Raw genomic sequence first — 1,246 nt, forward strand, 5'->3', positions numbered from 1 at the left:
GTTGAACACACTACCGGTTTTCTGGCAATTGCTATCCTTTCAAGTAATGGCCAGTCCTGTGCTGAACAACTTGCTATCTTTATAATTTCTATTTCGTGATGTTCAATTAGTGTTACTGATTCCTCATCAAAAGGAGTGCACATTGTAATCAATCCATTTCTCTTGATATCGTCAACTAATATTTTAAACTCATCTTCTGTTAGTCGTGTATTTAAAAATCTTAGGATATGTTTAGGGGTCGTAGCATTTCTATAATCAGGATGAATAAATGTATTCAAGTGTCTATACTGGAACTTTATAACGCCTTTAATATTTTTTTCTTTACATATTTCAGATATTGCAGAGATAATTTTCCTTCCATGTTCAACATTTCCCTGATGGTTATTTGCCATATCAAACACAAATAAATTATCAAATATTGTGGTTTTATCCATTTATAACCCCCGACTTTATTATTTCCTCAGCTATCTTAAAATCTAATTCTGTGTCTAAATCAATAGAATATTTTTCATCTATGTATAGTGGTAGAATTTTGTCTCCGGTCATTGAATTTTTTTTCATTATGGTATCATATCTTATAACATCTACTGAAGCGGTCTGCCAATAAACTTTTGGTAATTTTTGTCTTGGTAAATTATATGTTTCAACCTTTTTATTACTTTTTATATTTAATAAAGGGGCAAGATAACCTTTAATAATTTTCCACATTTTGTATGGTGTCTGATTGGGTTCACATATTGACCGAACAGAATCGGCACTTTTGTTTTTAAGCAATAATTTTATTCCACTATTTATATGTTCAACTTTTCTTAAAGGTGATGTCGGTCTTAAATGAATAATTATATCGGGGATGTAGTTTTCATTTTTTTTAAGCCATTTAAGTACATGCTGAAATACCGGCAGGTCAGGTGTATCATCTTGTGATATATGGGAAGGCCTTAGAAATGGGGCTTCAGCACCAAATTTTTTGGATATTTTGACAATTTCTTTATCATCACTTGAAACAATTATTCTATTGATTAAGTTAGATTTTTTTGCTTCTTCAATTGTATAAGCAATTAACGGCTTACCTGCCAGTAATTTAATGTTCTTCTGAAGGACTGATTTTGAACCACCCCGGGCAGGTATCAAACCAAGTATTTTCATGTTTTTATTTTTTCTCCAAGATGTAAATTGTGTCCCCACCCTGATAGTTAAATGGTTCAATATCACTATAATAAGGATCTGTTTTTATATCTTCGTTTAT

Annotated in this window: 2 protein-coding genes; both read right to left on the reverse strand. The window is 31.2% G+C overall.

From position 1 onward, the window contains the following. Positions 1-434, reverse strand: a 434-nt coding sequence (locus AB1349_14475) for an N-acetylneuraminate synthase family protein (protein ID MEW6558531.1), incomplete at its 3' end; no start/stop codon positions are given. Beyond that, the gene (locus AB1349_14480) at positions 427-1,146 is read right to left on the reverse strand and encodes an acylneuraminate cytidylyltransferase family protein (protein ID MEW6558532.1); all 720 of its coding nucleotides are present in this window, start codon (positions 1,144-1,146) and stop codon (positions 427-429) included. The genes AB1349_14475 and AB1349_14480, both read right to left, overlap by 8 nt. Positions 1,147-1,246: the final 100 nt, after the last annotated feature.

The sequence above is a fragment of the Elusimicrobiota bacterium genome (assembly GCA_040757695.1).
Taxonomy (GTDB): Bacteria; Elusimicrobiota; UBA8919; order UBA8919; family UBA8919; genus JBFLWK01.